This window comes from Marivita sp. S0852 (assembly GCF_046591575.1).
Taxonomy (GTDB): domain Bacteria; phylum Pseudomonadota; class Alphaproteobacteria; order Rhodobacterales; family Rhodobacteraceae; genus Marivita.
In genome coordinates, this window is sequence record NZ_JBIQWA010000001.1 from 621,563 (window position 1) to 645,039 (window position 23,477).

The following is a 23,477-nucleotide window of genomic DNA, read 5'->3' on the forward strand; positions in this document are numbered from 1 at the left end:
GGATCGCCATATTGGGTCGTCAATGCCGGAAAACACACAATGACAAGAGGCGCACAGCATGAAACGTATCGCAGAAGATGGGTGTCACCTTGCGACGGGCCTTCAGTATTTGTCATTTTTCGAGAGGCTTCATCAGACGGTAAAGCCAGACTGGTATCTTGAGATTGGCACCCAGACCGGCGCAAGCCTGGCACTGAGTTCCGCAAAGTCGATCTCGGTCGATCCCGTCTACCGCTTGCGGCAAGAGGTCGTGGGGCAAAAGCCCGCGTTATATGCGTTTCAGGAAACAAGTGATGCGTTCTTCGAGGCTGACAGGCTCAAAACGCTGGGCGCACGTGTCGATATGGCGTTTCTGGACGGCATGCACCTGTTTGAATATCTGTTGCGCGACTTTATCGGGACAGAAAAACACGCCTCCCAAGATGGTGTAATCCTGCTTCACGACTGCCTGCCATGGAATGTCGCGATGACATCAAGGAAGCGGGGGCAGACGAAAACGTCATCCTGGACAGGGGACGTTTGGAAGATGGTTCCGATCCTGCAAAAATATCGACCAGACCTGACACTCGAAATCGTCGACGCGGCTCCAACCGGACTGGTCATTGTCAGCAGTCTTGATCCAAGCAATCGCGCACTCGAAAAGAACTACGACGCGATATTGGAAGAGTTCCTTGATGTGGAACTCGACAGCTATGGGGTGGACAGGTATTTTTCATCGTTCCCGATCCAAGATGCACAAACCTCGCGCTGGATGTCTGAATATCCGCTCGATCTTGGTGCCGGGTGGGAAAATAACCCCGATATTTGCATTAAAATCGCGGCACCTTCGCAAGCCAAGATCGAAAACTGGGGTGATTATCACTTTGCCAGGGGTCTGGCGCGTGCCTTCTCGCGGCAAGGACACCGGACGACGATTGCATCCAAAGACAATTGGAATACGCACACTACACCGGGCGGTATTGACCTTGTGCTGCGCGGGCGTGCCCAGGTGCCTCGCATTCCGGGTCGGAAAACCCTGTTCTGGTGCATTTCAAAGGGGATGCGCGATATGAATTATGACGAAGCCGATCATGTTTTCTGGGCCTCACCCACGGAAATGAAAGAAGGCATGAAGGGCCGCGCGCAGGGCATATCAACTTTCCTGCCGCAAGCCTTTGATGCCGACCTGATGCATCCCGGCGACGCCAAAACCAGACGCGGGATCGTCTTTGTCGGACGTGCCCGCGCCGGAGAAGAGCGCAAGGCGATCAAATTCGCAAAACAGGCCGGAGAAGATGTCAAGATCTGGGGGCCAGGCTGGCGCGACGGGCCGTATGCAAACTACGTGGTCGACGATTCCGTTGCCAATGCCGATCTGCCCGCGATCTATCAGACGGCCGAGATCGTTCTCAACGATCACACGCCTGTCATGCAGTCTCGTGGTTTGCTGTCCAACAGGGTGTTTGATGCCCTTGCGTGCGGTGCCATTCCCGTTTCGGAAGATGTCGGCTTTCTGCCTGATGATATTGCGGAATTTGTCTACACCTTCCACGATCAGGAGAGTTTTGAAACCGCGATCAAGAAAGCGCGTTCCGAAACCGCAAACAAACGTAAAAAGCGCGTTGCATTTGCCAAGGCGTTGGCCAAAGCACATTCCTTCGATGCCCGGGCACGGTCTATTCTAGACGTTGCGGCATCGGTCAATCAGAATCGAAAATGGGCTGCCGAATGATCTTTGTCGGGGTCAAAGCGACGCTTTGATCCCATCCACCAACGCATCCATATCCGGGTCCATGCGCAGGGACGCCGCCTTGCGCTTGTGCCATTCAACGGCGCGGGTGTGGAGGTCTTTCAGGACCGGATCGGATTTCAGCTCGCGCGCCAGTTTACCCGCCTTGGCCTTATAGCGGTCGATCGACGTGTCCTCTTCGTCGTTCAGATTGAACCGCTCCCAATAGTCCAGCCCCAGCACATGGTGCGAATGGTTCGCGCGTCCCCGTGCGCGTTTGACAAGAAAACTGTCCATCGAGCGCAGCGCATAGTGGTTGACCTGCGCGTGCGTAAAAAGCGGCGGGTTGTCCGTGCGTTCCCCGTTGACGATATAGGGCGCACCACCGGGCAAAACGCGGAGCGTGTCATTCACATGCTCGTCCAATGACACCGGCGCGTGCAGGCCCATGCGCTGAAACTTGTGCTGATTGGTGTAAAGCGATTTGACGAACTTGCCGGTCTGGGGCCGCTCTTTCGCGTCCCATTCATACTCGCCCATCCTGAACTGCTGCGTGACGGGTTTGTCCGCGAACTTTTCAATCCCGTCCGGCCCGAACACCCGCCACGGGACCGAGATCACATCGGCGTCTTCGCCCGACCCGGCAACCAGATCCTGAACCGACCCGTCGCCCATGTGGATGTTGAGGTATTCATCCACGTCACAGACAAACACCCATTTCGCATCCATCACGATATCATAGCGTCGGCTGGCCTGCCGCAACGCACTGCGGTGGATGCCAGCCTTGCGCACGATGGTGTTATGCTGTGTGACCAGCCCCATCTCTTGCAGGCGCAGCAGGATATCCACCGTCGTGTCGGTACAATCATTGGTGCAGACGAGGATATGATCAAAGCCCAGCGTCTTATAATGCGCGACCCAATCAAGGATATAGGGGCCTTCGTTCTTCATGGTCGAGACAACCGTGTAGGTGTCTGTGCTCATCTTAGCCTCATACCAGCGGGTCATTCGTTGCCCGCCATTGTTTCTGTTTAAGAAAAAGTACCGCATCATCGCCTTATGGCGCAAGCAGCATGGCCACGCCGCCACGGATGATGGAAAAACTGACGCAAAAGTCACGCAGGCTACCCAAATGGGATTTCATTGCGTAGGCTGACCTTAATCGACGCACACTAACAAGACGTTGACGTGATTGAGGACATGCAGATGCCACGCACCCGCGAGGTTGGAACGCTTTGGATCGGGGGGCCGCTTTCCTGGATGGAGCAGTTGTGCCTCAAGTCCTTTGTGGACAAGGGCCAGAAGATCACCCTGTTCAGTTACGAGGATATTCCCAACGTGCCGGACGGTGTGATGCGCCGCGACGGGCGCGAGGTGATCGATACCGACGATTTTATCAAGTACGAGCAAAAGAACAGCTTTGCGCTTTTTGCCGATTGGTTCCGTCTGCACATGATCCACCAGAACCCCGGCATGATCTGGGTGGATACGGATGTCTATTGCCACCGCCCGATGGACTATGACAGCGATTACGTGTTCGGCTACGAACTGCCCGGTGAACACCGGGTCAACAACGCGGTTCTTGGCCTGCCCGCTGACAGCCCGGCCCTGAAGCAGATGCTGGACTTCACGTCAGACCGCTTTTCCATCGCACCGTTCCTGCCGAAAAAGCGCCGTGAAGAGATGCGCAAGAAGGCGGAGCGCGGCAAGCCTGTGCACATCACCGAACAGCCGTGGGGCGTGTGGGGGCCGATGATGGTCACGCATTACGTGCATGCGCTTGGGCTGGAAGAGCATGTGCAGCCGCTCAATGCGTTCTACCCGATCACGTTCCGCGAGCGGTTCAAGTTCATGCGCCAAGCGGACATTGCCGAGGGGCTGATCACCGATGAGACCACCGCCCTGCACCTCTGGGCATCGAACAAAAAGCAGCTGGGCACGCTGCATAACGGATTACCGCCCAAGGGATCGTACCTTGAAAAGCTGGTGCAGGAACACGGCATTACCCCGGCGCTGGCCCCGATCAAGGCGCGGGGGAAGCAAACCTTTGATGGGGCGCTGATTGATGAGGTTGATTTGGAGGAGGTCAGCACTGTCGCCGATCTGACCGGACAGGCGCGCAGTTTCGTGCTGGCGCTGCACCACAAGTTCGACTGCGACATTCATCTGGTGAACACAAACCGCCGCGCCAAGTTCAAGGGCGAGGACATGCCTTGGCTGGCGGACTACATCACCTTTCTGACGGACAACGAGGTTGATCCAGACCGCATCAAGGTCATCCGCTCTGAAAAGGATTTGCGGTCGGTTGATGTGCTCTGCAATCTGAACGGCTTTGGCGATCAGTGGAAAACGCAGTTTCTTGAGCCGTTCTTGCAATGCTGCGTGCATTCCGACACCCGCGTGTTCATGGATGTGCGCAAAGGCTCTGGCGCGTTTCCGTTTCTCAAGGCGTATGGCAGCAATACCAAGCTGTCCGAGCGTGAAGATGACGGTAAACCTGTCACCCGCATCCGCGTGGAACCGAACCCGCCAGAGCCTGTGCAGGATGACAGTTGGGACGACATCGCGCTGCAGCTTGCGGGCAAGGACGGCTGGTATCGGCCCGGCACAAACGGGCACAGCTTCCTCTACGTGCCGCGCGACCCCGATACGTTGGTGGTGACGTTCGACAACCTCGACATCGCCATGACCAAACGCAAAGATCGCCGCCCGTGGGGGTATTCCTTCATCAAGGATCAGGATTGGTCGATGCTGGGTGTGCTTGCGGGCGGCTGGACCTGGTATCGGGAGCAATGGGTCTATGACCAGTTCGATGATCTAAAGAAAAGCGGGTTCTTCAAGCAGTTCAAACGCGTGGTCTTTTACGGCGCGTCAATGGGCGGCTACGCGGCCTGCGCGTTTTCACCTGCCGCACCGGGATGTGACGTCGTGGCGATTTCGCCCCAATCGACGGTGGACAAAACCGTTGTACCTTGGGAAACGCGCTACAAGGTTGTGTGGGACCGGGACTTCACCGGGAAATACGGCGATGCGGCGAAGGTCAGCAAGGCGGCGCACCGGGTGTCGATCCTGTTTGACCCGTATGAGCCGCTTGATGCCCAACACGCCGCGCGGTTCACGGGCAAGAACGTGCAACACCTGCGCGCTCCGCTTTTGGGGCATCGCCTTGGCAGTTCCTTGAACCAGATGGGCATCCTTAGCCCGATCATCCTTGGTGCGCTGAATGGCACGCTGACAAGCGAAGACTATTACCAGATGCTGCGCCAGCGCCGCAGCTTCCCACGCTATCAGCGAGAGCTGTTCAAACGCGCGGTGGACAAAGGCCATACCGATCTGGCCAAATCACTAGGGACCTATATTCTGGAACAAAATCCCAATCGTGCTGTGCGTTTGGGGATGAAAGAGCTGGGTTAGCAAACCAACCGTAATATTCTGATAAGACCTTACCTGAACCTTAACGCGTCCTGCGCAGCAGAAGCCATTCCGGTGTTCGATCCGGTCCGTCCTGAACAAAGCCTGCCTTCTCCAACACCCGGACCGACGCGGCATTGCCTTGTTTAACACGCGCGATCAGGGCATTCAGGTCCGGATGATCCGACAGGCAATGCTGCGCAAAGCGTTGAACGGCGGCGCTGGCTATGCCCTGGCCCCAATACGCCCGGCCAATCCAATAGCTGATCTCGGCCGTGTGATGGCTTTCTTCGTTTCTACCAAATTCCACCCGCACCTGACCAACCGGCACATCCTTTAGCAGGATTGCGTAAACCCGATGATGAGGACTGTTATTCGCAATCTCGATCAATGACTTGGCCAAATCTGGCGAGAGCGGATCAGGATAGGATTCTGGCATATGCGCCCAGATATGCGGATCATCCAACAATTCTACAAAACGCGCGATATCAGATGCCGTCCACGCGCGGAGGTTTAGATCATCTGCGTCGTTTGAGTGTTCTGCACGCTGATCATGAACGCCGGAATGGGCCAGATCATCCTGAACCTGTGCCGTGACCCAACCGCTTTGCAGCGGATCAAAGGCAATTGGAATATTCTTCGACCGGCAATATGCGATCCCTTCGGGACAAAGAACGCCGTCCGACCGGGGTCTTGTGACAGTCAGCGGCGTACCGGACGGCAGAATGTGGATGTTGTGATCAAAAACATGCGACATGCAGAACCCCGATTTACCTTTTTCAAATGGGGACGCAAATTTAAGATACAAGGCAAATGCACATTAAAATCTGGAAACAGATTATTCATTGTGCCTTAAAATGTCCGAGCCAGCCTTGCGTCATGCAAAGCTGGCTCATCAAAACTCTTTTCATGAAATGATCTGTTATTTGACTTTTTCAGGCTCTGGCTGATCGACTGCGGGTTCTGGATCGGCCGCTGCCTCCACAACTGGATCTGTGTGGGGATCTGGTTCAATGACCTCGCCATCCTCGGCAGCGGGGGCCTCGGGGGACGTGTCTTCAAGCGATCCAACGATCAGTGGAAGCATCTCGGCACCTGCGGGCAGAACGGTTTCGCTTTGCGGCGGTGTCTTCCAGCTCAGCGTGTCAAAGCTGTTGCAGGTGCTACAGATTGGCACCCATTCGGTGTGAATCGTATTGCAGTTCTCGCACACCCATTGCGGACCACGCGGCGCGGTCAATGCACGCGCCAGCCAACCCCGGACGACAGCGTCAGACGCACCTTCCCCGCGTTCAATCGCAGCAGCGATTGCAAGCACGCGTGTGTCCGGATCTGTTTCCGCCAGAGTGCCCAGGGACCGGCGCGCTTCGGGGAAATCTTCTGCAGCAAGGTTCAGCTCGGCCAAAAGCAGTTTGGTCTCGCGATGCTCGGGCCGTATCGCAGTCAGTTGGCGAAACCGTTTGAGACGGTCTTGCGCATTTTCATTGGGTGCAATTTCAGCGAACGCAGCCGCCAAATCAGGATGGGGTTGAGCTTGCCACGCCTTCTTGAGCAAACGAACCGCATATTTGGGCCGCCCTTGCGCGATGTGGCTGCGTGCCGCCATGGCCGCCGCCGGGATCAGGTCGGGCGACGATTTATTCGCCGAAATAGCGGCTTCCTGAGCCTCTATCGTCTTGCCTTCATCCAGAACGTCTTTTGCTTCTGACAGCGCAAGAATGGCATCCCGACGTTTGTGCACATCACGCGGCAATGCCCCATGCTTGAGCTTTGCATTCAACGTTTTCCGCGCCCCCGACCAATCGGCAGATTGGGCCTGAAGCCGCAAAAGTGTGTCCTGGACCTCTTCATGCTTTGGTTTGATCGCGAATGCGCGTTCCGCCAGTTTCAAAGCGGTTGTGGTGTCGCCCGCCTCGAGCTTTTGTTTCATCAATCCGCGCACACCCACAAAACGGGTGGAGTCGTTCTGCACGAGGCGCTTATAAACCTCCTCGGCTTTCTTCTGATCTCCGGTCATTTCGGCCGCTTGCGCCGTGATCAAATCGGTCAATTCGGGCTTGTGCAGGTATTTTTCAGCTTTGGTCGCCTTCGCCATGGCCAACCGGCCTTCGCCAGACGCCAGCGCCATCAACCCCTCGCTTAATGCCTGGAACCCCTTGCGTTCGCGATTGCGATCAAAGTAGCGCGATATGGCTGTTTCGTCCCCGTTGATGAACCTGAGCGTCGCGATGAGCAGTGAAAACAGTTTGAGAAAAATCCAAACAGCAAGAATTGCCAGCAAAGCTGCGATAACCGATTGAAGCGGCCCAAGTGTGAATTCAACGCCGCCGGCGGTGATCTGAATGCCACCGCTGCTTTCGATCAGGTAGCCCGCACCAAGTGTCAGGGCCGCGACGATAACAACAAACAGAACGATCTTAAAAAGAGACCAAAGCATCAGACGCCCCCCTAATTATTGAAGTAGCTGCTGGACAAGCGCGTCCGCGGCTGTTTTCGCCTCAAGGCGTGTTTGTGCGCTGGCCTGCCAATCCGCAAGTGCGCTTTGCGCCACCTCGGGCAGCGCAGAGATTTCGTCCAGCGCCGTGCCAAGATCACCCGACCGGACGGCTGCTTCCGCGCGTGACAAGACGGCATCGGGGTCGTTTCCCTCTCGTGGGGCAACGGATCGCGCACCAAGCTGGTTTGCAAAGAACGTCGCAACGCGGTTTGCGCCTTCGGCCGCTTCGGTTTCTACCTCACGCGCTGCTGAAAGTGCCGATCGCGCCGCATCAGGAAAGCGTTCAACAAGCGTATTTTGTGTTGCAATCCCGTCATCGGCCTGCACTGACAAGGCCTCTGGCACATCAACGCCATTTTCGGACAGCACAGAAATCGCATTTGCGTATCCGGCCCCGGTTTCCAGCGCGGTTGTCACCTCGGCCAAGGCGGCACGAGACGCTGCGAGCCGTGCCTGTTCTTCGGCGTTGTCTTCGGCCTGAACGGCCTCCTCTGCCATCTGTGCAACTTCGGCGCGTTGCGCTTCTACCTCTGACTGAAGATCCGCCAACGCACGTTCATAAGCGGCAATCGCTTCGGGCGAGACTGCCTGTTCCATGGGCTGTCGTTCAAGCGCATCAATCCGTTCGACCATGCCATCAAGACGCGCAGACAGATCAGAAGCCGTCGATTGCACCACGGTGATTTGCTCTTCCAGCGGCGTCAGGTCCACAGTTGGAATTTCAACGTTTTCAAGAGCATCGACACGGGCAGAGATATCACTCAGCGCAGTATCCTGCGATGCCACGGCATCGCGCATTTCCGTTTCAAACCCATCCTCGGCGGCCTCAAATGGCCACAGATCCTGTGAAATATACGCGGCTGTGCCATATCCCAGGGCGGCAGCAACAACACCACCGATCACCATAGACCCGAACCCGCCTTTGCGTTCGACAGTGGTTTCGCGGATCACTTGTGGCTGCACGTCGTCTTCGCGCGGCTCGACTGGGATTTCGGGATCGTCAATTGTGGTGTCGACTGACTCCGCCTCTGTGATCAACCGTTCGGCCTCTTCTTCGGTCAGGTGATCCTCCGGCGTGTCGTGTTCGGGTGAAGTTTCGCCCTCAGACACACCGTCATCTGTCGCCGTGCCATCAATTGTCTCGGGACGGTCCGTATCGGTTTCGGCGTCATTGCCGGTCACTGTATCGGTTTCGGCAGCGGCAAGGGTATCTTCGCCTTCAAGCGCCTCAATGCTGTCCGGGTCATCAAGGCGCTCTGAATGTTCGACCGTATCATCCGTCATATCAGACGGAACAGTTTCGGCATCAGTGTCAGCTTTTGCAACCAAATCCGTTTGATCCAGCGTTTGAGCCGCGTCGTCGTTTGGCTCTGATGGCGCGCTGGGGGTCTGATCGTCGGAAGCGTTCACCACGTCTTCGGCCCCGACCTTACTTTCGGCCTGTTCTTTTTGTGTTTTGTCCGTGCTTTTGCGTTTCGCCACCGCTTATTCCTTCGAATCTGTCAAGTCTACAAGACACGACTGTCAACTATACCTTACAGCCGACGCTTGGATCGCTCAAGCGTCACGGCCTCTGTGATTATTTCTTCCACCAATCGCACCATCTCCTTGCGGCTGGGTGCTTTGGCAACCCACGTCCTTATGCCTGCGGTTTTGGGCAACGCATCGGCCACCGCCGGGCTGATCGCTGCAAACCACATTGCGCCAAGCTGCTCCGATTCGCTACTAAGCTGACGCGCTGTCCTGGGTGAGAATACCGGGGCTATGATGGGTCTGTCTTGCGACAAAGCTTCCTTGGTTGTTGCCGAGAATGTTTCAAGTCTTTGTTCATATAGAACAGCCTCCTGCGTTTTCACGCCAGCTTTTGTCAGCCTTTGTGCCAACGGCTGGATCGCGACCTCGCCGCGCAAATGCATTAACGGGCCTTCGAAATTCTGTTCGACAACCAGATCAAAAAGAAGGTCTGCGGTTCCACCCGCCACATAAACCGAAAATCCAAGGGCCCGCGCGGCGCTGGCTGTTTCTTCGCCAACTGCGATTACAGGAACATTCAGGATTGGCCCGCCCAAAGATTGATAGGCGTCTACCCCATTGGCTGAGGTGAAAATCAGACCTTTGATGCCATCCAGATTTGGCAACGGCCCGGTCACATGAATCGACAAAAGCGGATTGATCAATGGGTCAACCGACGCACGGCACTGACCGGACAGAGCGTCCCAAAAGATGTGTGACGACGCCGTCGGGCGCGTCAAAAGTAAGAGCGGGCGCATCGCAGCCATACCGTCCCGGTTGTTGTGAGCAGCACCCAAGGGTGGTAACTGGTCCTTTGCATGGGCGCAACGGGAAGTCTGATGAAACAGAACCTCGCAGTTCTAGGGCTGGAAAGCAGCTGTGACGACACGGCAGCAGCCATTGTGCGCAATGGTGTGATCCTGTCCTCTGTCGTTGCTGACCAGACCGAATTGCACGCGGCCTTTGGCGGTGTGGTTCCCGAAATAGCGGCACGCGCGCATGCGGAAAAGCTTGATCTGTGTATTGAACAGGCGCTTGACGCGGCAGAGCTGGGGCTGAGTGACATTGATGCAATTGCGGTGACAGCCGGGCCAGGGCTGATCGGCGGTGTGCTGTCTGGTGTGATGATGGCCAAGGGGCTAAGCGCGGCAACCGGAAAACCTCTGATTGGAGTCAATCACCTGGCCGGACATGCACTGACGCCGCGCCTGACAGATGGGTTGGGCTATCCCTATCTGATCCTTTTGGTGTCTGGCGGTCATTGCCAGTTTTTACGGGTCGATGGCCCGACAACATTCGCGCGTTTGGGGAGCACAATTGACGACGCGCCCGGAGAAGCTTTTGACAAAACCGCACGCTTGTTGGGGCTGTCGCAACCGGGCGGTCCGTCTGTAGAGCGCCGCGCGAAAGAGGGAAGCGAAACACGCTTTTCATTTCCTCGCCCGCTTTTGGATCGGCCTGGATGTGATCTGTCATTTTCGGGATTGAAAACCGCTTTGCTGCGTCAAAGGGACAAACTGATCCTTGATCAGGGCGGCTTGCATGAACACGACATCAACGATTTATGCGCCGGTTTTCAAGCTGCGGTGCGCGATGTGCTGGTTGAGAAATCCCGCCGGGCCCTAACGGCATCGGACCGGATCACCGGATTTGCCGTAGCCGGCGGCGTTGCGGCAAACAGCTCGCTCAGAGACGCTTTGCACGACCTGTCCAGCCAGCATGACCTGCGGTTTGTGGCACCACCGCTGGCGCTCTGCACGGATAATGCCGCGATGATCGCCCATGCCGGTGCAGAAAAATTCGCGGTAGAGGGGGCAGACGACCTTACGCTGTCCGCGCGCCCAAGATGGCCCCTGGACACCAATGCACCCGCCGCGTTGGGCAGTGGCAAGAAAGGTGCCAAGGCATGATCGGGGTCATGGGTGCCGGCGCATTCGGAACCGCTCTTGCCATTGCATTGGCGCAGACCGGAACGCCGGTCCTGCTTTGGGCACGATCTCCAGACCATGCCCGCGCCATGGCACAACAGCAAAAAAACGACAGGTATTTACCAGACACCGCTTTTCCAGATCACCTGTCCGTCACGAACAGCATCGACGACTTGACACACAGCCGGGCGCTTTTGATTGCCGTGCCGCTTCAACAGCTGCGTGGGGCACTTGCCGTTGGCCCATTACCCGACGCGCCGCTGGTGGCCTGTTGCAAAGGGATCGAACTGTCCACAGGTTTGGGCCCGACACGCGTCATTGCCGACTCTGCACCCAATGCGACAACCGCCATTCTAACCGGTCCCAGCTTTGCCGCAGATATTGCCATCGGCAGGCCAACGGCGTTGACACTGGCGTGTGCTGAGCCTGACGTTGGGATGGTTTTGCAAGACCTGCTCACAACGCCCACACTTCGACTGTACCGGACAACCGACACGGTTGGGGCTGAACTGGGCGGGGCGTTAAAGAACGTGATCGCAATTGCATGTGGTGCGGTTGTCGGCGCTGGTTTGGGTGACAGCGCACGGGCGGCCACGCTCACACGCGGGTTTGCGGAAATGCAGCGGATTGGCGCGGCGTTTGGTGCACAGCCCGAAACCTTGAACGGGCTGTCCGGGCTGGGCGATCTTGCCCTGACTTGCACCTCTGATCTGTCTCGCAATTATCGGCTTGGCCTGTCGCTTGGTCGCGGTGACCGTTTCAATCCGAACATCACCGTCGAAGGCGCGGCAACAGCGCGCGCAATGCTGGCGCTTGCGGAAAAACACGGCCTGGATGTGCCGATCACAGAAATGGTGACACATCTTCTTGACGGTTCAACAACAATTCCCGACGCCATTCACACGCTCATGACACGCCCATTAAAGGAAGAATAAATGCTCGTTGCTCTGATTGCCCGCGACAAGGATGGGGCCCTGGAAATCCGCAAAGCAAACCGGGATGCGCATCTGGCCTACGTCAAATCGACCGGTATCGTGGAACAAGCCGGACCGCTTTTGGGGACCGATGACCAAATGATCGGCTCCTTGATCGTGCTTGAGGTCAAAGACCTTGCCGAAGCGCAAAATTGGGCCAAACATGATCCCTATGCCAAAGCCGATCTGTTTCAGAGTGTTGAACTGATCCCATGGAAGCGGGTTATTGAAAAATGAAGTATTGGCTTTTCAAATCTGAACCCTCTGCCTGGTCATGGGACCAGCAAGTCGCCAAAGGCGATGATGGCGAAGAATGGGATGGCGTGCGCAACTATCAGGCGCGCAACTTCATGCGCGAGATGGCGATCGGAGACAGGGGGTTCTTTTACCACTCGCAAAAAGAGAAATCGATTGTTGGGATTGTCGAAGTCATTGCCGAGGCGCATCCCGACAGCACAACCGATGACGACCGCTGGGAATGCGTCGATATCAAAGCCGTGAAAGCTGTGAAACAGCCCGTGTCACTGGACCAGATCAAAGCTGACGAACGGCTTGCCGACATGGTCTTGGTCAACAATTCGCGCTTGTCGGTTCAACCGGTCACAGAAGACGAATGGCGGATTGTCTGCAGTTTGGCCGGGTTGACGGAATAATGGGGCTGGCGTCACAGTGTACGAAACGGACCAATTGTGCTGCTAATCATCGGCGAGGACCTTGATGTCGTTTATATCCGTTGCCATGGCCAGCCTTGCCGCATTGGTTTTCGGCGCAATCTGGTACAGCATTTTCGCGAAATCGTGGAGTGCAGCGTCTGACGTCACTTTGGATGAAAACGGCAAGCCCACGAACTGGAAAAGGCCGCTTCCTTATATCATCGGTATCCTGTGCGCAGTGATTGTTGCGGCAACCATGCACTATGCGTTCAATATGCTGGACATTGTCACACCGCGCAAAGGCTTTACCTCGGGTCTTGGCATAGGAGCGTGTTTTGCAGCGCCCTGGATTGCCACGAATTACGGGCTTGCCGGCAAGCCACTGACACTTATCGTCATAGACGGGGGGTATGCGATCCTTGGAAGTGCAATCATAGGCACCGTTCTGACATTGATCTAAACTGCGTCGCGATAAACCGGAGGGCTCCGGCAAGTGCCGAAACCCTCCGTCCCCGCGCTCCCAAGTCACCACGCGCGTCAACTGATCTGGTTTCGGCCGTCCTAGCCGTCATCAATTGTATACAAGACGTTGCGCTGATCACCAAATGGCAAATGCGGATAAATTGACTCAAAAGAAAAAGGCGTCCGGAAATGGACGCCTTGTCTCGTGTTTCAAATGGCACTTAGCCGTAAACCGCTTCTTTGCCAAAGTGCTTTGTTAACATATAGTAAACGACAGCGCGGTACTTGTTGCGCTCGGATTTGCCATATGTCTCAAGTACCGAATGAATTGCATCCATAAGCTCAGGCCCATCAGCGAGGCCCAGCTTTTTCATCAAGAAATTGGTCTTAACGGTCTCCAATTCTGAGGCCTGTGATCCAGCGACTGTAGACGCATCCGCATTGTAGATCGCAGGTCCGCAGCCGATGGTTACTTTCGTCAGCAAATCCATGTCAGGCGTCATGCCGCATTTGTTTTTTAGATCATCCGCATATTGCGCGATCAAATCGTCTCTCTTGCCCATCACTGTCTCCCTTTGATTATTTTGGCATCCCCAGAGGTCCGGCCCCTAAAGCACGCGAAAGGTGGCAAAAACGCATGGTTCAGGCAACGAAAAATCACGTTTTGCAGTCTATCAGCGTATTTTCCCGCCAAAGGAGTTCCCAAAGCCACGCGTTGCTTGTCCCTCCAGACAAGCCCCACCTGCTCTGACACCGCGCAACTCTAAGGCGGTGTAGTCGTCCCGCTTGTGACAAATTCTAAAGGCCGAATGGCGTGTCGAGCACACCGACAACCTGCAACAGGAATGCGCCATCCGTCGGGTTCAAAGCATCCTGATAATGATCATCAATGGCAAGAACGGCATCGTCGATACTGATATCAGAACCATCGAACAAAGACATGATCAACGACGCGTGGTCCACGTCCGACATACCGCGATGGACTGCGAAATACGCGCCGATATCAACCTTGTCCTCAAGGTACTTTCTGTCTGCCAATCTCTGGTCTGCAAAGGCCGCATCATCGTCAACATCCGACTCTGACGTGACCCCTTCCAGAACCTTCAGAATAAACTGATCCCGAGACACGGTTTCTTTTTCTAGGGCATCAACCCAAAACTCAAAACCAGCCTGATCCGGCGTGCGGCCCAGAACATTGTTGTAAACCGCTGTTGCAAACGCAGAGTGAGACATGTCTGCCGAATAGGTCGCGCGGCTTTCTTCCTGATCAGCGAAAGATAACGCAATGGCGTCCAGCGACATCCCGTCGGCGCGTGCCGTACTCCAGAAATTCAAGCCGATAGCGTCGGGCGCGCGGTTGAAATAAGCGATATAAAGCTCGACCAGTGACTCAAGCTCTGCTGTGTCCAGGCGGGCCGCCCCGCCGATTGTCGCAAGATCCAACGGCCCCGAGAAAGCTTCTATTTCCGTTCCGAAATCAATCAATTCGACAGACTCCAGCACAACCATACCGTCTGCACCAAGTGCATGGTTGTCTACCAAAACCTGATCGGATTCGATGATCACAGTATAGTTTGACTGATTTCCCGCAAAAAAGGCGGTGTCTAAATCGTCGTCACCCCTGATCTGCGTCACACCCGGAGCGGCGATCAACGTATCAGAGCCCGACGTCCCGATAAGACTGTTTTCGTTCGATGCATCGTCAGAAATCGATGGCGCATATTGATCAGAATTCGGCCCGTTCAGGGACGTTGAGATCACGCTGGGCTTTGTGTTGCTTGTGACCGATTTGCTGTTGCCAAGCAGATCTTCATAAAAATACACGACGCTCAATTCTGCATCCAGATCTGCCCATGCCACATCATAGCTTTGCCCGGTCGCCCCGGGAATCGCCTCGCCATCACGCAACCATTGAAACGCGACAGTGCTGGGATTGATGCCATTGTCGTCAAATACGCCATTGGGGCGCGCGGTCAGCGTTTCACCAACTACAGCCTCACCAAGAACCGCGAAAGGATTGAACGGCTGGTCATCTTCAGGCTTCAGAGTTCCAGCGGGCGGGACGGCTGGTTCGGGATCGCTGATCAGAACCTCCAATGTCCCGCCCAGATCCATATAGCTGTATTGAATGCTTAGAGTGTGCCCAACATCCACGGTACTGACGTCATAGGTCCGGCCCGTTTCTCCTATGATCGGCTCTCCATCACGAAGCCATTGAAACGCGGCAGTTGTATGGTCAATCCCGTCCGCGTCACCGATTGCGTTGGGGCGCGCAATCAAGGTTTCCCCGACATACGCCTCGCCGAGAATCGTGACAGGTCCCTTTGGCGTATTGTTTTGGACATCAACCGTTTCCATGCCGTCGTCTTTCTTCATTCACTCAAGCGGCTTTCCGCAGGGGTCGTTCCGTGCAAAGCGGCATACACAACAGGTATCGCGTCTTTTCAGCGCGACACGTATTTGCCACACCACGCAGCGCAGTTTGCGATACAAGTCCAGAAAGCACCGTTTACTGCTCGGTTTGGGATAAGCCCCACACTCTTGCTTCAGCGCCCGCACTAACATTTCACACGTTCGCCGCAACCACGCCATCCATCAGGTCGGCGATTTTTGGCCGGTTGTGGCATTGTGAACAAGCCAACTGGGCATCTGCGCGCAGCCGATAGGCCAAATCTGCCTGACACCGCAGGGTGGCACGACGCGTTTGGCTGATGTTTACAGGGCTAAATGGCGTTCCCGACAGCTAGTTAAGAAGACCCAAACTCGTTGCGACCGCTGGATCATAACTGGGCTCCCGGCCCGTCTTTTTCGTAAAACTGGCCGTGGCGGACTTCATCGCGTCCTGTAAGGGAAAGCCAGGGCCGACATAGGTCACGTCAAGGCGGGACGGCTTGGAGTGAACCCGGCGAAATACCGTCACATCAGGTTTTTTGTCGAACCAAAACCGGTCGACATGGTCAGCGCGATATTTCCAGGCTTCGGCAATCACCTTATCCTGCAATGCCTTACTCGTAACGGTTTTGGTCACAAAGGGTGAGCCATGTCGCGTCATCTGCGTTTTTCCCGTATCAAAGACAAGCTGGTTCTGTCCGGGACCACGCCGCGACCCCAGATACAAAGCCATGATGGTGCGGCACAGCTGTCCGTACCCTTTGTCGACGCGCTTTGAGAGTTCATTCTTGTCGGTCTCGATAAATCGGTTCTCCGATACGAACAGGCGGATAAAAACATCAAGATCAGCAGGCTTTTCAAAGGGGAGCTTAGAGAATTTTCCAAAAACCGTGTCGATTATATTCTGGCCATAGGTTGTGGACTTGAACACCATCGACGCATCATCAATCGCGTTAAACAGATCGTCTTTGATCGTTTTGTACTTTGCATCAAGCATGCTTTGGTGGCTTGCAATATAGGCGTCATACGCTTTGTCGAAACCTGCCGCTGCCTGGCTCATAATAAATACAGGTGGCGCAAACTTTGCGTTGGATGAGACCTCGGCAATCAGCTTGCCAGGACTTGACGCGGGACAGAACGAGGTAACCGCATCCTTACCAGTTGAAAGCAGGCTTGCCTTTTTGAGAAAGGTGTCACTGTCGATGTCAGGATCAGACATTCCATCCAAGGCAGCTTTCATATTCTCGCGCCAGATCGTGATGATAAAATCAAGCTGATCGCCAATTTGTTTGCGGGTCGCATAATGGGCCATAATAATACTCCTTAAAAATATAAAGGAGCCTAAGCCTCAATGGCGCGCCGAACAAGCATAACACGACACGAGCCACCAGTTGGTCCCGCTCGTGCCGTTTGTGGATGTCGTTTTTCTCTGCCTTGACCCTTAAATCGGAACAGGACAAGGCAGATTCAAAGTCAGTAGCGATAATGCTCTGGTTTGAACGGACCTTCAGGTGTCACACCGATATAGGATGCCTGATCCGATGACAGTTGTGTCAATTTCACTCCGATCCGGTCCAGATGCAAACGGGCCACCTTCTCGTCCAGATGCTTGGGCAGGATGTAGACCTGATTGTCGTAGTTCTTGCCGTTCTTCCAAAGCTCGATCTGGGCCAGCACCTGATTGGTAAAGCTGGCCGACATCACAAAGGATGGGTGGCCAGTCGCATTGCCAAGGTTCAACAAACGGCCTTCGGACAACAGGATGATCCGGTTGCCCGAAGGCATTTCGATCATGTCCACCTGTTCCTTGATGTTGGTCCATTTGTGGTTCTTGAGGGACGCCACCTGAATTTCGTTATCGAAGTGGCCGATGTTGCCGACGATGGCCATGTCCTTCATCTCGCGCATGTGTTCGATGCGGATCACGTCCTTGTTGCCGGTGGTGGTTATGAAAATGTCCGCTGATGACACCACGTCTTCGAGCAGGACAACCTCGAACCCGTCCATTGCCGCCTGAAGCGCGCAGATCGGGTCGGCTTCGGTCACTTTCACGCGCGCACCTGCGCCGGCGAGGGACGCGGCAGAGCCTTTGCCCACATCGCCATAGCCGCAGACAACAGCCACCTTGCCCGCCATCATCGTGTCGGTCGCGCGGCGGATTCCGTCAACGAGGCTTTCTTTGCAGCCATATTTGTTGTCGAATTTCGACTTGGTGACAGAGTCGTTCACGTTGATCGCCGGGAAGGGAAGTTGGCCGTTCTTGTGCAATTCATAAAGGCGATGCACGCCGGTGGTGGTTTCCTCGGACACGCCTTTGATGGCGTCGCGGGTCTTGGTGAACCAGCCGGGGGTTTCGGCCATGCGTTTGGCGATCTGCTTCTTGATGACTTCTTCCTCTTCGGATTGCGGCACCGGGATGATGTCTTCCCCTGCCTCAGCACGCGCGCCGAGCAGAACGTAGAGTGTCGCGTCGCCGCCATCGTCCAGGATCATGTTGGCACCTTCGGGGAACATGAAGGACTGGTCTAGGTAGTCCCAGTGTTCCTCGAGCGTCTGACCCTTGATGGCAAAGACCGGCACGCCTGCTTCGGCAATCGCGGCTGCCGCGTGATCCTGCGTGGAGAAGATGTTGCACGACGCCCAGCGCACATCCGCGCCCAGCGCGGTAAGCGTTTCGATCAGAACCGCCGTCTGGATCGTCATGTGCAGGGAACCGACAATGCGCGCCCCGGATAGTGGTTTGCTTTCGCCATACTCTTCCCGCAGCGCCATCAGGCCCGGCATTTCGGTTTCGGCGATGTCCAGTTCCTTGCGGCCGAACCCGGCCAGTGCAATGTCTTTGACGATGTAATCTTTGGCCATTTGTGGCGCTCCTGAATGTCGTACTGTGTTGCGCGAGGAGGTAGCACGGGGTTGCGCTTGCGGCAATGCGGTGCAGATTGCGCATAACAGCGGATGAGGCGAGAATGGCAAAAGCCCCAAGAGCGTGGCAGCGGATGTTATCCGGACGGCGGTTGGATCTGTTGGACCCGACGCCAGTGGACATTGAAATCGAAGACATTGCCCATGGCCTAGCCTTTGTGGCGCGGTGGAATGGGCAGACATTTGGCGATTACGCCTATTCTGTCGCGGAACATTCTTTATTGGTAGAAACGCTGTTCACACGCCTGTCCTCCAAGGCCACCGCGGCAGAGCGGTTGACAGCTCTTTTGCATGACGCACCCGAATACGTGATCGGGGATATGATCTCGCCTGTGAAAGCCGCGGTCGGACCAGGTTATGGCGCGCTTGATGATCGGTTAACGGCGGCGGTGCATATCCGCTTTGGCTTGCCAGCGGTGACGCCGATCAAACTGAAAAAACAGATCAAAAAAGCGGATCGGATCAGCGCCTGGATGGAAGCCACCCAGATCGCCGGGTTCACGCGCGACGAGGCGGACAGGTTTTTTGGAGCGCCTGATCTGGATTTGATTGCGGATTTGCGGATTGTCCTGCGACCGCCTGTTGAGGTGCGACAGGAGTTTACAGCGCGGCACGCGTGTCTTTTGGGACAGATGTAAGTCGGACCGACCGTCCGACCTACCGAGGAGACCGTTTTGCCAATATGCGCTGCAATGTTCGACGGTGCATATTGAGCCGACGCGCCGTTTCAGACACGTTGCGATCACAAAGTTCGTAAACGCGCTGAATATGTTCCCAACGGACACGATCCGCGCTCATCGGGTTCTCAGGAGGCGGTGGTAAATCATCCCCTTTGACCAACAGAGCGTTTGTTATATCAGTCGCGTCAGCAGGCTTGGACAGGTAATCCGTCGCACCGATTTTGACAGCGGCCACCGCTGTGGCGATGGCCCCGTATCCGGTTAAAACCACCACACGGCTGTCCGGGCGTTTTTCCCGGATCACCTCGACAACGTCCAAGCCGTTACCGTCTTCAAGTCGAAGATCCACAACCGCATAAGCAGGCGGTCGCGCGGTTGCTATGGCCGATCCGGCGGTAACTGACGGGGCTGTCTCGACATCAAAGCCACGTTTCTCCATGGCTTTGGCCAGCCGACGCAGAAATGGTTCATCATCGTCAACTAGAAGCAGGCTCTTGTCTTCGCCCAAATCTTCCGCTGTGCGCTCGCTCACGTGGTTCCCTCCGGTTGCGATTGAATTAACGCACTATTACTGGGGAATTTTTCAACATCAACGATCAAATGATGTGCCGCTAGACTGCATTTACAAAGCACGCGGTCCGATCAGCAACATCCTGCGGACTAAGATCGCGGCGGAAGAACTCGACAAACCCATCCTCTGGCATCACCAGATAGCTGAATGTCGAATGGTCGACGAGGTAGTAATCATCGTCTCCCGGCTGACGGCGATAATAGGTGCGATAAGCCTGGCTGGCAGCGCGTACCTGCTCTTCAGAGCCGGTCAGTCCAATCATGTCTTCGTGCAGATTTTCTGCGAAATCCCCAACAACTTCGGGCGTGTCGCGGTTTGGATCAACCGAGATGAACACAGGCGTCACATCCAGCCCACGCTCTTTCAGAATATCAACCGCCTCTGCGTTTCGAACCGTATCAAGAGGGCATACATCGGGGCAGAATGTATAACCGAAATACACCAATGACGGTTTTGTGATCACGTCCTGGTCGGTCACGGTCTGCCCTTCGGAATTCACCAAAGTGAACGGCCCGCCAATTGTGTCGGTGCCACCAGCCACTTGTGTCGACCGGCACGACGCATATTTGTCACCGCCCGATGATCCCGGCGCAAGCACATACCAAAGCCCGCCAATCACTGCGGTAACAACCACCACTGCTGAAATTGCTGCCAATCGTACCATTTTGCCCTCTCTGTTGTCGCAAAAACAAAGCACTTCTCATCAGGTGAGTCATGATTATGCTCGGCATCACTTGAGGTAAGGATTTTCAAACCCGAGACAAGCGGCGAAAGGGCGCAGATGACGCAATCCGATTTCGGACTTTTTCACGAGCGCCAGCGCGGCAGCTTTATACGGTTGCGCACAATGATCTGGTTGCGCTGGTTTGCGATTGTCGGCCAACTGACCGCGATCACACTCGCGCAGCGACTGTACAATCTGCAGTTAGAGCTGGGGCTGTGCTATCTGGCGGTCGGCGTGTCGATTGTCGGCAATCTGATTGCGATCTTCGTGTTCCCCGAAAACAAACGCTTGAACGAAGCCGAGAATTTCATGATGGTTTTGTTCGACCTGCTGCAATTGTGTTTCCTGATCTACCTGACCGGTGGGCTACATAACCCATTCACCATTCTGATCCTCGGCCCGGTCATCGTCTCGGCCACAATCATGACCCTGCGCTCAACGATCATTATCGGAGCAACCGCGCTAACGCTGGTGTCTTTGATGGTGTTTTTCCACCTGCCATTGCGTACGGAACAGGGGTTCATTCTTCGGATTGCAGATGTGTTTGTCTTTGGCCAATGGATCGCCATCGCCATCGCCGTTGTCTTTCTGTCACTTTATGCGCGCCAGATCACCGAAGAGATGACATCCATGTCGGACGCGGTTGTTGCCACGCAAATGGCGCTTGGCAGAACACAAATGCTGAACAATCTGGGAGGCGTCGTTGCCGCTGCCGCGCACGAGCTGGGCACGCCTTTGGCGACAATAAAACTGGCCAGCGCAGAGCTGATCGAGGATCTGGAGGACAGACCGGAACTGCAAGAAGATGCCCGGTTGATCCGGGAACAGGCTGACCGATGCAGAGACATACTCAGGTCAATGGGGCGCGCTGGCAAAGAAGATCTGCAAATCCGCACAGCGCCCTTGATCGAAGTTATTCGCGAAGCGGCTGAACCGCATCTGGACCGGGGAAAAGATGTTCTGATTGAAGGGTTTGCAGCCGATGCCACGGATATACTGCCTCCTCCAACATTGCGTCGGCCCGAAATCATCCATGGATTGCGAAACCTGATCCAGAACGCGGTTGATTTTGCGCGGGCAACGGTGTGGGTCGAAGCGACCTGGAATGAGAAGTCGGTGACCGTTCGGATTATGGATGATGGACCGGGCTACCCGACAAATCTTTTGGGCCGGATCGGTGATCCGTTTGTGCGCAATCGCCGGACCGAACGCGACCGGACCGCCCGCCCTGAATACGAGGGAATGGGGTTGGGTCTTTTTATTGCCAAGACCCTGCTTGAACGATCCGGTGCAGAGTTGAGTTTTGCCAATGGCGGCGAACGCGCGAATGGCAAAGGCAAACGTCGAGGAGCGGTGGTTGAAGTTGTTTGGCCAAACGATGCGATCATCCCACCAACTCGGCCGAAAGGCGAAGGGATCGGGGAAAACCAGCCTTTCGATTTATAGTCCGTTCCCGCTTCAACCTTAACGAACCGTTAATCATCTCGCTGTTCAATAGGACAGATGTGGAACAGCGCGGTGCGATATGGATATCTGGGTATTTGTTTCTGTGGTGATCGGACTTGCATGTGCCGGGGTCGCAACCACCGTTCTGATGCGCCGTAACGCGGTCGGACAGCCGCCTGAAGCCAGTACGCCGGACACCTCCATCGCTTTGCTGTTTCGCGACGACCAGCTTATCGATGCCGACAACGCAATCTGGCCGTTATTGCCAGACAGCGAAGGCAAACCAACATGGCAGGACGTCGCCCAAGCCTTGCAAAAAACAGTTCCGGCATTTCCCAAGACAGCCGTCGCGCCCGTTGGAGAAGCGGGCGAGTCTGGCGTCACGGTACAGGTGACGCAAGTTGAGGATGTCACCCGTGTGACACTGATCCCGAAAGACGCCCAACCGAAAAACTGGTTCAAAACGCGACAGGCCGAAGTCGCTTTGGCGCATATTTCGCCTGCTCTGGACCTCGCCCCTAACGCGATTTGGTTCGGCGATCCAGACGGCACCGTTCAATGGAGCAACGCAACCTTCAAAGCGTTGGAACAGGATTATGCCGGCTCAAAACCACTTGCGGCGCATATCACGGATCTTATTCAGCCGCCGACAGCGCGTGGCACCAAACGGATTTCCCTGAAATCAAAACACACCCGCGATGATCGTTGGTTCGACGTATCCATCCACAAAACAGCCGAGGGTGACTTGCATTTTGCCTCCGCAGTCGATGCTGTGGTGAAAGCCGAAGAAGCCCAGCGCAACTTTGTGCAGACCCTGTCGAAGACCTTTGCCAACCTGACAACCGGTCTGGCGATTTTCAACCGCGACCGCCGGCTCGCCTTGTTCAACCCTGCTTTGATCGATCTCAGCGGACTGTCAGCCGAATTTCTAAGTGGGCGGCCAAATCTATTCGAATTCTTCGACAAACTGCGCGAACAGCAGATCATGCCCGAACCTAAAAACTATGATGATTGGCGCGAACGCATGGCAAAGCTGGTTGCGGCTGCAAGTGATGACCGGTTCCGCGAGACATGGACTCTGTCTGACGGTCAAACCTATGATGTGACTGGACGCCCCTATCCGGACGGTGCGATTGCGTTTTTGTTTAACGATATCACCGCAGAAGTCTCTCTCACACGGGGATTCCGAACCGAGCTGGAAACGATGCAATCCCTGATTGATACCCTGGATGACGCGGTGGCGGTGTTTAACCAGCAAGGCATCCTGACGGTGTGCAATGCCGCCTACAAAGAGGCTTGGAAGGTTGATCCGGATACCAGCATCACTGACGCGAATATTCTGGATGCAACGCAGGACTGGAAAGCCGCCTTTCACCCCAACCCGATTTGGCCGGAAATCCGGGATTTTGTCACACGCACAACCGAACGCGCCAGCTGGGACACCGACCTGCGTTCCAGAGATGGGCGTGACGTGACCTGCCGCATTGATCCAATGTGCTACGGGGCCACGCTGATCCGTTTTAGCATCGGTCATAAGCGCCAGGCACAAAACGACGAAAAAGATCGTTTGGAGATCGTTTCCGCCTGAACCGGCAACT

At 55.5% G+C, this 23,477-nt stretch carries 21 protein-coding genes; 10 read left to right on the forward strand and 11 right to left on the reverse strand.

Annotated features, from left to right (window positions below; translation table 11 throughout):
* Positions 1 to 58 precede the first annotated feature (58 nt).
* Complete coding sequence (locus ACG74X_RS03030) at positions 59 to 1,711, forward strand: class I SAM-dependent methyltransferase (RefSeq protein ID WP_411232633.1); 1,653 nt, start codon at positions 59 to 61, stop codon at positions 1,709 to 1,711.
* Positions 1,712 to 1,723: 12 nt separating this feature from the next.
* Here ACG74X_RS03030 and ACG74X_RS03035 read toward each other — a convergent pair whose 3' ends face one another.
* Entirely contained in the window at positions 1,724 to 2,692 is a 969-nt protein-coding gene (locus ACG74X_RS03035) for a glycosyltransferase family 2 protein (RefSeq protein ID WP_411232634.1), read from the reverse strand.
* Between the two features lie 222 nt (positions 2,693 to 2,914).
* Here ACG74X_RS03035 and ACG74X_RS03040 point away from each other — a divergent pair, with 222 nt between their 5' ends.
* A complete protein-coding gene (locus ACG74X_RS03040; protein WP_411232636.1) occupies positions 2,915 to 5,122 on the forward strand; it encodes a hypothetical protein in 2,208 nt (735 codons plus the stop codon).
* Between the two features lie 40 nt (positions 5,123 to 5,162).
* Here ACG74X_RS03040 and ACG74X_RS03045 read toward each other — a convergent pair whose 3' ends face one another.
* The 4 genes from ACG74X_RS03045 to ACG74X_RS03060 all read right to left on the reverse strand — a co-directional run bounded on the left by ACG74X_RS03045 (position 5,163) and on the right by ACG74X_RS03060 (position 9,886).
* A complete protein-coding gene (locus ACG74X_RS03045; RefSeq protein ID WP_411232638.1) occupies positions 5,163 to 5,876 on the reverse strand; it encodes a GNAT family N-acetyltransferase in 714 nt (237 codons plus the stop codon).
* 165 nt (positions 5,877 to 6,041) lie between these two features.
* Positions 6,042 to 7,556, reverse strand: coding sequence for a heme biosynthesis protein HemY (locus tag ACG74X_RS03050; RefSeq protein WP_411232640.1), 1,515 nt, complete (start codon positions 7,554 to 7,556; stop codon positions 6,042 to 6,044).
* A 15-nt stretch (positions 7,557 to 7,571) separates the two neighbouring features.
* The gene (locus ACG74X_RS03055; protein ID WP_411232641.1) at positions 7,572 to 9,098 is read right to left on the reverse strand and encodes a hypothetical protein; all 1,527 of its coding nucleotides are present in this window, start codon (positions 9,096 to 9,098) and stop codon (positions 7,572 to 7,574) included.
* A gap of 53 nt (positions 9,099 to 9,151) precedes the next feature.
* Positions 9,152 to 9,886, reverse strand: coding sequence for a uroporphyrinogen-III synthase (locus tag ACG74X_RS03060; protein WP_411232642.1), 735 nt, complete (start codon positions 9,884 to 9,886; stop codon positions 9,152 to 9,154).
* Between the two features lie 81 nt (positions 9,887 to 9,967).
* Here ACG74X_RS03060 and tsaD point away from each other — a divergent pair, with 81 nt between their 5' ends.
* The 5 genes from tsaD to ACG74X_RS03085 all read left to right on the forward strand — a co-directional run bounded on the left by tsaD (position 9,968) and on the right by ACG74X_RS03085 (position 13,143).
* Positions 9,968 to 11,038: a tRNA (adenosine(37)-N6)-threonylcarbamoyltransferase complex transferase subunit TsaD gene (gene tsaD, locus ACG74X_RS03065; RefSeq protein ID WP_411232644.1), complete on the forward strand. Its 1,071-nt coding sequence runs from the start codon at positions 9,968 to 9,970 to the stop codon at positions 11,036 to 11,038.
* Positions 11,035 to 11,991, forward strand: coding sequence for an NAD(P)H-dependent glycerol-3-phosphate dehydrogenase (locus ACG74X_RS03070; protein ID WP_411232645.1), 957 nt, complete (start codon positions 11,035 to 11,037; stop codon positions 11,989 to 11,991). The genes tsaD and ACG74X_RS03070 overlap by 4 nt, the downstream gene beginning before the upstream one ends.
* Positions 11,992 to 12,267: a YciI family protein gene (locus ACG74X_RS03075; RefSeq protein WP_411232646.1), complete on the forward strand. Its 276-nt coding sequence runs from the start codon at positions 11,992 to 11,994 to the stop codon at positions 12,265 to 12,267.
* Complete coding sequence (locus ACG74X_RS03080) at positions 12,264 to 12,683, forward strand: EVE domain-containing protein (RefSeq protein WP_411232647.1); 420 nt, start codon at positions 12,264 to 12,266, stop codon at positions 12,681 to 12,683. The genes ACG74X_RS03075 and ACG74X_RS03080 overlap by 4 nt, the downstream gene beginning before the upstream one ends.
* A gap of 64 nt (positions 12,684 to 12,747) precedes the next feature.
* Entirely contained in the window at positions 12,748 to 13,143 is a 396-nt protein-coding gene (locus ACG74X_RS03085; RefSeq protein ID WP_411232648.1) for a DUF1761 domain-containing protein, read from the forward strand.
* Between the two features lie 223 nt (positions 13,144 to 13,366).
* Here the strand turns inward: ACG74X_RS03085 and ACG74X_RS03090 are convergent, their stop codons facing one another.
* The 4 genes from ACG74X_RS03090 to ahcY all read right to left on the reverse strand — a co-directional run bounded on the left by ACG74X_RS03090 (position 13,367) and on the right by ahcY (position 18,398).
* Entirely contained in the window at positions 13,367 to 13,708 is a 342-nt protein-coding gene (locus ACG74X_RS03090) for a DUF2853 family protein (protein ID WP_411232649.1), read from the reverse strand.
* A gap of 235 nt (positions 13,709 to 13,943) precedes the next feature.
* A complete protein-coding gene (locus tag ACG74X_RS03095; RefSeq protein ID WP_411232650.1) occupies positions 13,944 to 15,521 on the reverse strand; it encodes a DUF4214 domain-containing protein in 1,578 nt (525 codons plus the stop codon).
* 367 nt (positions 15,522 to 15,888) lie between these two features.
* A complete protein-coding gene (locus tag ACG74X_RS03100) occupies positions 15,889 to 16,848 on the reverse strand; it encodes a hypothetical protein (protein ID WP_411232651.1) in 960 nt (319 codons plus the stop codon).
* A gap of 161 nt (positions 16,849 to 17,009) precedes the next feature.
* Positions 17,010 to 18,398 (reverse strand): adenosylhomocysteinase, encoded by a 1,389-nt coding sequence (gene ahcY, locus ACG74X_RS03105; protein WP_411232653.1) that lies wholly within the window; start codon positions 18,396 to 18,398, stop codon positions 17,010 to 17,012.
* Positions 18,399 to 18,502: 104 nt separating this feature from the next.
* Here ahcY and ACG74X_RS03110 point away from each other — a divergent pair, with 104 nt between their 5' ends.
* The gene (locus ACG74X_RS03110; protein ID WP_411232654.1) at positions 18,503 to 19,096 is read left to right on the forward strand and encodes a hypothetical protein; all 594 of its coding nucleotides are present in this window, start codon (positions 18,503 to 18,505) and stop codon (positions 19,094 to 19,096) included.
* 19 nt (positions 19,097 to 19,115) lie between these two features.
* Here ACG74X_RS03110 and ACG74X_RS03115 read toward each other — a convergent pair whose 3' ends face one another.
* A complete protein-coding gene (locus tag ACG74X_RS03115) occupies positions 19,116 to 19,670 on the reverse strand; it encodes an ActR/PrrA/RegA family redox response regulator transcription factor (RefSeq protein WP_411232655.1) in 555 nt (184 codons plus the stop codon).
* A gap of 79 nt (positions 19,671 to 19,749) precedes the next feature.
* Complete coding sequence (locus ACG74X_RS03120; protein ID WP_411232656.1) at positions 19,750 to 20,373, reverse strand: SCO family protein; 624 nt, start codon at positions 20,371 to 20,373, stop codon at positions 19,750 to 19,752.
* Between the two features lie 117 nt (positions 20,374 to 20,490).
* Between ACG74X_RS03120 and regB the strand changes: the two genes are divergently transcribed.
* Both regB and ACG74X_RS03130 read left to right on the forward strand, forming a co-directional pair.
* Positions 20,491 to 21,879, forward strand: coding sequence for a sensor histidine kinase RegB (gene regB, locus ACG74X_RS03125; protein WP_411232657.1), 1,389 nt, complete (start codon positions 20,491 to 20,493; stop codon positions 21,877 to 21,879).
* A gap of 79 nt (positions 21,880 to 21,958) precedes the next feature.
* The gene (locus ACG74X_RS03130) at positions 21,959 to 23,467 is read left to right on the forward strand and encodes a PAS-domain containing protein (RefSeq protein ID WP_411232658.1); all 1,509 of its coding nucleotides are present in this window, start codon (positions 21,959 to 21,961) and stop codon (positions 23,465 to 23,467) included.
* The last annotated feature ends 10 nt before the right edge of the window (positions 23,468 to 23,477 follow it).